At 43.8% G+C, this 7,328-nt stretch carries 7 protein-coding genes and 2 pseudogenes; 5 read left to right on the top strand and 4 right to left on the bottom strand.

Translation table 11 applies throughout. From position 1 onward, the window contains the following. Window positions 1–442: pseudogene (locus tag J678_RS22650) on the bottom strand (transposase); the annotation flags it as partial. Window positions 443–938: 496 nt separating this feature from the next. Next, window positions 939–1,037 (bottom strand): annotated as a pseudogene (locus J678_RS24060) (ATPase); the annotation flags it as partial. 626 nt (window positions 1,038–1,663) lie between these two features. Here J678_RS24060 and phnC point away from each other — a divergent pair. Genes phnC through J678_RS22625 form a run of 5 tightly spaced genes read left to right on the top strand, consistent with a single transcriptional unit; the run spans window position 1,664 to window position 6,042 of the window. Then, window positions 1,664–2,443: a phosphonate ABC transporter ATP-binding protein gene (phnC, locus tag J678_RS22645; protein WP_009389228.1), complete on the top strand. Its 780-nt coding sequence runs from the start codon at window positions 1,664–1,666 to the stop codon at window positions 2,441–2,443. A 19-nt stretch (window positions 2,444–2,462) separates the two neighbouring features. Next, on the top strand, window positions 2,463–3,323 hold the full coding sequence (gene phnD, locus J678_RS22640) for a phosphate/phosphite/phosphonate ABC transporter substrate-binding protein (protein ID WP_009389226.1): 861 nt from the start codon (window positions 2,463–2,465) through the stop codon (window positions 3,321–3,323). Between the two features lie 18 nt (window positions 3,324–3,341). Then, window positions 3,342–4,139, top strand: coding sequence for a phosphonate ABC transporter, permease protein PhnE (gene phnE, locus J678_RS22635; RefSeq protein WP_004757464.1), 798 nt, complete (start codon window positions 3,342–3,344; stop codon window positions 4,137–4,139). 41 nt (window positions 4,140–4,180) lie between these two features. After that, window positions 4,181–5,188, top strand: a complete 1,008-nt coding sequence (locus J678_RS22630) for a phosphonate dehydrogenase (RefSeq protein ID WP_004757466.1) — start codon at window positions 4,181–4,183, stop codon at window positions 5,186–5,188. After that, a complete protein-coding gene (locus J678_RS22625; protein ID WP_009389225.1) occupies window positions 5,185–6,042 on the top strand; it encodes a LysR family transcriptional regulator in 858 nt (285 codons plus the stop codon). Before J678_RS22630 ends, J678_RS22625 begins: the two co-directional genes overlap by 4 nt. Before the next feature lie 325 nt (window positions 6,043–6,367). Here the strand turns inward: J678_RS22625 and J678_RS23960 are convergent, their stop codons facing one another. Continuing rightward, complete coding sequence (locus tag J678_RS23960; RefSeq protein ID WP_009584542.1) at window positions 6,368–6,490, bottom strand: hypothetical protein; 123 nt, start codon at window positions 6,488–6,490, stop codon at window positions 6,368–6,370. Between the two features lie 45 nt (window positions 6,491–6,535). Then, the coding region (locus J678_RS22620) for an IS3-like element ISAba21 family transposase (protein ID WP_032027564.1) at window positions 6,536–7,328 on the bottom strand (793 nt) is incomplete at its 5' end.

Genomic DNA, 7,328 nt, shown 5'->3' with positions numbered 1-7,328 from the left:
ATTGTCTGTTGATTTCGCTGAACCAATCTTTTATTCATGCCTCGTTTTAGCCAATCATAAAATCGTGACACTGAAACGTGAAGTAATCTAGCCATAAAGCTAATCGGGAATAAATATCTTTGCTGTTTCATATAGGCGTACCTTACTGACTTTCTTTCGCAAAGTACGCTGCTGCCTTTTTTAGAAATTCACGTTCCATTTCAGCTGTTTTGAGCTGTTGTTTGAGCTTTTTATTTTCTTCGAGTAAGGCATTTAGATCAGGTGAATATTGTTTAGTGCCTGCTAAGGTGCCAGTCTTTGCTTTATTATTCCAATTTGAAAGAGTTTGCATTGAAATGCCAAGTTGTCTGGCTGTTTCCGATACATTGCCTTGATTGGCTTCAATCAATTTTATTGCTTCAACTTTAAATTCTGCGGTGTAAGTCTTCTGTTTCTTGCTCATGGTAAACTCCTGATGAGTGTCTATAGTTTACCAAGTTAAAACCTCCTGTTTTCTCAGCACACATCAGGAGACTACCTGTCAGAATTAACAGGTATGGTTAGTCCCATAAAAAAAACGCCAGCAAGGGGTTGCTGGCGTATAAAATGAATCTGCATTGACATGCAGGTATTGCCTAATTTATCAGGATTGATCCATATGTTGCATATCAAAATAACGATTTACAAAAACGAAATTAAAAAGCATCTCCCTGCCCTTATGAGTCTGCTCGGCACACTTATTTTTATGGCCGCATTCTTCGCGCTATCCGTTCACTTTAACGCTGCAATTGTCAAATGTCACTAAAAACTGACCCACTATTTGCATCTAAAATTGACCCACGTAGTTGTTAAAATATTACAGTCGTGAAACTCAATTAATTGATGGCTAACTCCTCCTGATCTATTTTGGTTTGTCGTGGTTTAGTTCGCTTTGTTGCAATTCCCTTGGTACTCGATTCTTTAAAGCGCCAAGACTCATTGCCTGTTTCGACGATATGACAATGATGCGTTACCCCCGCCAAAATAGATATCCATAGTGCGATATGTAGTTGCAGAGTGCCTAACAATATTACTATCTAGGAATATTTTCATGGCCATGCCTAACGAGGCTGTAGCGAAACTCCCAGCCGAATTTTACCCATTAAAGCGGTCCAAATAACAAACATATTTCATGCTGCTATTCAAATTCCAGCTCACTAAAGCGCAACAACTTCGCTACTTTTCAAATAGCCGCGCATCACCAAAAATAAAATATTTGTACTTCGAGTTTTGCTACAACTTCAACGAGTCTGTAGTAAAAGGAATCCGTAAAGACACTTATCCACAGCACTCTCTGTATTGATTAGTAGTAGGTTAAAAGCCACGCAAACGATTTTACATAATCGCCACTTATGAGTAGTGACGTAATTTTAATGTGTCTCGACCTATTTTGAGCCTTCCAGCTGCGTTCGGCCAGAAGCGGACGCCAGGGTGTGCCTTAAAATCCTGCTAAACCCCTCCCAGCTAGCTCCGCCAATTACCGGCGCCTCACTGCATACCAATTGGAAGTCTTATAGCCAAGCGTTTGAGTGCGATTGCTAATTGCTCGCAATAAAACTGTAACATTGAGTCGTTATGCTCACCTCATTATCTGATTTCGTAATCAAAAATAAAGATTGATTACAACAACGAGGGTCTGGCAGCAATGATTCAACTTCAAAATATTACCGTCCAGTACGGACAAATGATTGCGTTGCATCCAACTTCACTCACGTTTCAACAGGGACAGTTTTCAGTGTTGCTCGGTGCCTCTGGTGCAGGCAAATCAACAATGCTCCGTTGTCTTAACCTGATGCAAAAACCCACTAACGGCAATATAAACATTACAATGTTAGGTTCATTGTTGGACAAAAAAATATTGCAAGAGCATCGTCGGCGTACTGGCATGATATTCCAGCAGCATCAATTAATTGGTCGACTTTCTGTTTTGCAAAATGTGCTAATGGGTAGACTAGGTTATCACTCGACGCTTCGTACTCTTTTTCCTCTATCGAAGGAGGATCAATCTATTGGATTACACAGCCTTGACCGCGTTGGGCTACTTCACAAAGCACTCTCACGAGTGGATGAGTTAAGTGGCGGTCAGCAACAACGCGTGGGTATAGCTCGGGCATTAGCGCAGCGACCGGCACTTGTTTTGGCAGACGAGCCTGTGGCAAGCCTTGATCCAGCAACCGCCAACAAAGTCTTGGCGCTCTTACACCAGATATGCAAAGAAGACGGCATAACCGCTGTAGTCAGCCTACATCAAGTCGATCTCGCTAAACGCTATGCTGACCGAATCGTCGGTCTGGCTCATGGCAAGGTTGTGTTCGATGCAATACCAGCGGCTCTGACACAAACGCATGTAACTGAACTCTATGAACAAAAAGCGCAATTGAATTCAAACATTCCAAATATTACTCATAACCATTGTTTAACTTAAGAACTGAGGAGAAATAACCATGAAAAAGCTATTCGCTGTACTGGCTCTAATATTGTTTAGCCTCTTAGGTAGTGTCACATATGCCGCACCTAATCCTGACCCCGGCACATTAAAAGTTGCTCTCTTGCCTGATGAAAATGCATCAACCGTCATTAAAAATAATAAGCCTCTAGAGATGTATCTTGAAAAAGCTCTGGGCAAAAAGATTGAGCTTATTGTTACCACTGACTATTCATCAATGATTGAAGCAATGCGGTTCGGTCGTATTGATCTTGCATATTTTGGGCCCTTGTCTTATGTATTGGCCAAACAGAAAAGTAAGATTGAACCATTTGCAGCAATGCAACAAAAAGGCACAACAACTTATCAGTCAGTGCTAATTGTGAATAAGGCGGCGGGCATCAACAACATCACAGATATCAAGAAAAAAGCCGTTGCCTGGGGTGACAAGGCCTCTACATCCAGCCACCTGATCCCCAAATCAATGCTTGCTGATAAAGGATTATTTGCCGGAACGGATTACAAGGAGCATTTCGTAGGCGCTCACGATGCAGTGGCGATGGCAGTTCAGAATGGACACGCGCAGGCCGGTGGTCTGAGCAAGCCCATTTTCAAATCGCTCGTTCTGAGCGGCTTGATCGATCTAAACAAAGTGAAGGTCTTAGCGGAGTCAAAACCGTTTCCTCAGTACCCATGGGCTATGCGCTCTAACTTAAAACCAGAGCTTAAAGAAAAAATTCGTGCTGCCTTCCTCGATTTGAAAGATCCGAACGTGTTGAAACCATTCAAGGCTGAAGGATTCGGGCCTGTAACAGATAAGGATTACGATGTCGTGCGTGATTTAGGTAGTTTGCTAAAGCTAGATTTTTCCAAGTTCTAATTTTTTGAGGTCTCTACAATGAATACGAACTTCGAAGCCATATTGTCAGAGCAGCGCCAAAGCTGGAATCGAGTAGTTAGGTATGTGATATTGATTTTAGCTATTGTCGTCGGATGTTGGTATTACGTTGGTCTATTTGATGGTGAGCGTTTAGGCGAAGGCGTGCCAAGTCTTGTTAGTCTCATTGGTGAGATGTTCCCTCCCAACTTTAGTGAGTGGAGAGCATGGGTCAAGCCAGTGCTCGATACCTTAGCCATGAGTATTGCTGGAACCGCCATCGCTGTGCTTTTGTCCGTGCCCTTGGGTATTTTGGCTGCACGCAATACCAGTCCACATCCAGCGGTCTATCAGGCTGCGCGTGCTCTGTTAAATGTGTTGAGATCTGTTCCTGAGCTTATTATGGGTATAGTTTTCGTGGCAGCTGTCGGCTTTGGTGCACTGCCGGGTGTGTTGGCATTAGGCCTGCACTCAATCGGCATGATCGCTAAGTTTTTTGCGGAAGCGATTGAGCATACAGATCAAGCACCAGTTGAAGCTGCGCAGGCCGCAGGTTGCAGCCCGCTACAAGTGATATTTCATGGCATTTTTCCGCAAGTATTACCGCAAATGGCCGACACCGCGATTTATCGGTGGGAATACAATTTTCGCGCCTCAACGGTGATGGGAATGGTCGGTGCCGGCGGTATAGGTTTCGAGTTGATAGGATCGCTGCGTCTTATGCAATACCAAGAAGTATCCGCGATATTGCTGGTCATTCTTGGGATGGTGACGCTAGTTGATACATTCAGTTCATTCTTGCGTCGCAAGTTCAAGTAGCTAACCCATATAAAAAATCCGGTATACACATGAGGGTCCACATGAAACAAAAAATAGTTCTTACCCACTGGGTTCATCCTGAAATTATCGATTATTTACAATCTGTTGCGGATGTCGTTCCCAACATGACCCGCGATACTATGTCGCGCGCAGAATTGCTGGAGAGAGCAAAGGATGCTGACGCACTAATGGTATTCATGCCTGACAGTATCGATGATGATTTTCTTGCGTCCTGCCCTAAATTGAAGATTGTAGGTGCAGCACTCAAAGGCTATGACAACTTTGATGTCGATGCTTGTACCCGCCGTGGTATTTGGTTCAGCATCGTGCCGGACCTTCTGACCATCCCAACGGCGGAGCTGACAATTGGATTGCTTCTTGGCCTGACTCGCCATCTGGCCGAGGGGGATCGCCGTATCCGAACTCACGGATTTAACGGGTGGAGACCGGAACTATACGGAACGGGTTTAACAGGACGCACACTCGGAATCATCGGTATGGGTGCGGTCGGGCGAGCGATTGCGAAGCGCTTATCGAGTTTTGATATGCGGGTGCTTTATTGCGATGACATCGCCTTGAATCAAGAGCAGGAAAAGGCCTGGAATGCACGACAGGTGAGTCTCGATGAATTATTAAGTAGCAGTGACTTTGTTGTACCTATGCTGCCAATGACGCCGCAAACTTTGCACTTATTGAATGCAGAAACAATTGGCACAATGCGCACAGGAAGCTACTTGATCAATGCGTGTCGTGGTTCAGTTGTCGATGAATTAGCTGTTGCCGAAGCACTTGAATCTGGAAAATTGGCGGGTTATGCGGCAGATGTTTTCGAATTGGAAGAGTGGATCCGTGTTGATAGGCCAACAGCTATTCCGCAGGAGTTACTGACCAATACAGCGCAAACATTTTTCACCCCACATTTGGGGTCTGCGGTCGACGACGTGCGTTTCGAAATCGAGAAACTAGCAGCCAATAATATCTTACAGGCACTGACCGGCCAAAGGCCATCCGATGCTATCAATAATCCAATTTTGGAAGGCGTTAATTGATCAATCTTGAACGCGTAGTTACTTTTCTGGCTGTCGTGAATCGGGGTGGCTTTCGTGAAGCAGCCAAGCACACAGGGCTCTCACAGTCAGCTGTGACTCAGCATGTTAGGCGCCTAGAAGAGTCGCTGAGTGTCAATCTGATTGTGCGAAACAACGCAGGTTGTACGCTCACAGAGGAAGGCAAAGTGTTTTTGCCTTATGCGGAAAACCTAGTGCGCACCGGATCCAGAGCGTGCGCATTATTCGACACAAATCGTCTTGTAATAGGCGCGAGCTCGAATATCGGCATCTATGTATTGCCACCGCACTTGAGGCGGTTCAAGAAAACAGCAACTTGCAATTTTGATGTAGTCATTGGCGATAATCTTACCATTGTGAAAAAACTGGAAAACTTTGAAGTCGATGTGGCCATTATGGAATGGTGGGATCAACGAGAGGGATTTGATGCATGCGTTTGGCGAAGTGAAGAACTAGCTGTGATTGTGCCGGTGGAGCATCCGTGGGCCAAATTGGCGAGTATTCCATTAGATTGGCTGAAGGGAGAGAAATTGCTGGGGGGAGAAACAAGTAGCGGCACAGGGCGTCTGTTACAGCATTTTTTCGGAAGCGTGGCAGATTCTATTGGTGTATCTATGCAGCTTGGAAGCACAGAGGCGGTTAAACGGGCAGTACAGGCAGGCTTGGGGATTTCATTGGTGATCTCTTCGTCTGTGGTCGATGAGTGCGAGAGTGGTCGACTAAGAAGCGTTAAAATTGAAGGGATCACCCCCTACAAAAATCTTTACGTTATTTGTCGTAGCAATATGCTTGAAAATACACCATCGGCACATTTCAAAAAATTTCTACTTCAGTAGATGGATGGTATGTTGTTTATGCCAACAGTTAGAAAGTGTGAAGTTTGCCGTGACATATCATGATTTTAAGTTGATGGTAGCATTTTATTCATTTGCGTTATTTCTCTAGAAGGTAGGCGTCTAAATACTAAGTTTTCTACCTTTAAAAGGCCATATCGAACATCCACTTTAATCTGCGGTATCAAGAGAAGATTATTTTTTGCGAACATCCGCTTTGGGCACAACTGAGCCGGTTCTGGTGCTTTGAAATTAATTTAGATCAATTGCATCGCATATCCACCAGCTAACGTGTCCGTTAGTCTCACTAGCCCCTTTTCGGGTACATCTAGTGTGTCAGGTGCTTAGGCTCTAGCGCAAAAGGCGTACTCTTAATCTTCTCAAGACTCGCCTGTATCCAACCTGCTTTGGTCGCCTGATCATCACTGTGGTCAATGTCCGCGTCATTCAAACCTGATATGTGCTGAATTAGCAGGAGACTTTCACTTGGGATATGCTAGGCAGCTAACCGATAAAAGTTCTCTGCTATTTGATTTGGCGTTTTAAAATCCAAACTCTTTTGAATTCTTCGCTGATTATAAAATAACACAATGTATTTTGTAATATCTGCTTTAGCTTCATCTCTGGTTTTATAGTTGCAATGATGCACTAATTCATTCTTGAGTATGCCCCAGAAACTTTCAATCGGTGCATTATCGTAACAGTCCCCACGTTTGCTCATTGAACCTTGAAAATCACATTTTTCCAGTATCTTTCGATATTCATGGCTGCAATATTGGCTGCCTCTGTCCGAATGAATAATTAAGCCTTTCGTTGGTTTTTGATTACGAATCGCCATAGTCAGTGCATTGCAAACAAGTTGTGCGGTCATACGCTCATTTAAGCTATAGCCAACCACTTGTTTCGTGTACAGGTCTTTTACTGCTGCCAAGTATAACCAACCTTCAGCAGTCCAAATGTATGTAATATCGCTTGACCATGCAAGATTGGGCTTAGTCATTGAAAACTGTTGCTCTAGTAAATTTGCGTAGATCGCTCGATTATGATCACTCTTCGTAGTTCTTTTGAAACGCTTATGACGCTTACAATACAGCTGGTTGAGCTTTTTTATTTGACGTACAGCATACGTACTGATTTTGATACCTTGCGCTTGTAAATGCTTAGTTAATCGAATATAGCCATAGCTTTGTTTAGTTTCCTCATGAGCTATTTTGACCAAAATTGTCTGTTGATTTCGCTGAACCAATCTTTTATTCATGCCTCGTTTTAGCCAATCATAAAATCGTGAC

The organism is Acinetobacter sp. 1424608, from assembly GCF_000588255.1.
Lineage (GTDB): Bacteria > Pseudomonadota > Gammaproteobacteria > Pseudomonadales > Moraxellaceae > Acinetobacter > Acinetobacter nosocomialis.
Note: the sequence above shows the minus strand (reverse complement) of the source record. Positions and strands in the feature narration are given on the sequence as shown.